General features: G+C 39.9%; 1 protein-coding gene. It reads right to left on the bottom strand.

Annotated elements, in window-relative coordinates:
• Positions 1-11 precede the first annotated feature (11 nt).
• Positions 12-1,126 (bottom strand): IS3 family transposase gene (locus tag ACJJVZ_RS01420; RefSeq protein ID WP_405597496.1). Its coding sequence is split into 2 segments (ribosomal slippage): positions 12-874 and positions 874-1,126, totalling 1,116 coding nucleotides; the frame shifts between segments, so codons are not numbered across the junction.
• Between the last annotated feature and the right edge of the window lie 70 nt (positions 1,127-1,196).

Here is a 1,196-nt window from a genome sequence, read left to right as displayed (position 1 = left end):
TCCCCCCATTTTTAATGGAGGCTATCTGTAGAATTTCCGTTGTTTAACTTTTCCAGTTTTTGTATGGGTGTTATCCCACCTATGCCCATGTTAGGGCGTTCATTATTATAAGTCCATAACCAATCGGTAGCTTTATCTTGTAACTCACTAATATCACTGTAAATATAATGACTTAGCCAGTCATACCTAACCGTTCGATTAAACCGCTCTACATAAGCATTTTGTTGCGGGTTACCGGGTTGAATAAACCGTAATTCGATATCATTATTCAACGCCCATTGCGCTAGTTGCTTGCTAATATATTCTGGGCCATTATCACATCTGATAGCTTTTGGTTTACCGCGCCATTCTATAATTTGATTTAACGAGCGGATCACACGTTCAGCAGGCAGTGATAAATCAGCGTCAATAGTCAGCCCTTCACGATTAAAGTCATCAATGACATTAAACAACCGACACGCTCTGCCATCCGCTAATTGGTCATGCATAAAATCCATTGACCAGCATTCATTGATGGTTTCTGGTACTGCCAATGGCTCAGGCTTATCTCTATTTAAGCGTTTCCTAGGCTTGATCCGCAAGTTTAACTCAAGCTCACGATAAATGCGGTAAACGCGCTTATGATTCCATGTGTAGCCTTTGACATTGCGTAAATATAAAAAACATAAACCGAATCCCCAATTTCGCTGACATTGGCTTAAATCCAATAGCAACGCTGCAATTTTCTCATTTTCATCAGATAGTTTTGGCGTATAGCGATAGCATGTTTCACTTATCATGAAAGTACGACAGACTAAGGCAATACTCATTTTATTTTTGCTAACGACTTCATGTGCCAAGACTTTGCGCTCAGAAGCCTTTACCACTTTTTTGCCATTGCCTCCTGAATGACCTCAGATTTTAGCCGCTCTTCAGCATACATTTTCTTTAAACGGCGATTTTCATCTTCAAGCTCTTTCATTCGTGTCATTAAAGACGCATCCATGCCGCCGTATTTAGCGCGCCATTTATAAAAGGTTGAGTTGCCCATGCCATGTTCACGGCATAGCTCAGGAATAGGTACGCCACTTTCTGCTTGTTTTAAAATGGCAAGGATCTGACTGTCTGTAAAATGTGCTTTTTTCATAATTTTCTCCTGTGTTTACAATAAGAGAAAATTCTACATTTGGCATCTATTATTTTTAGGGAGGATTACC

It is taken from the genome of Pseudoalteromonas sp. Ld19 (genome assembly GCF_045064135.1).
Taxonomy (GTDB): domain Bacteria; phylum Pseudomonadota; class Gammaproteobacteria; order Enterobacterales; family Alteromonadaceae; genus Pseudoalteromonas; species Pseudoalteromonas aliena.
The sequence above is the reverse complement of the archived record's forward strand: the minus strand, read 5'-3'. Positions and strand labels throughout refer to the sequence as shown.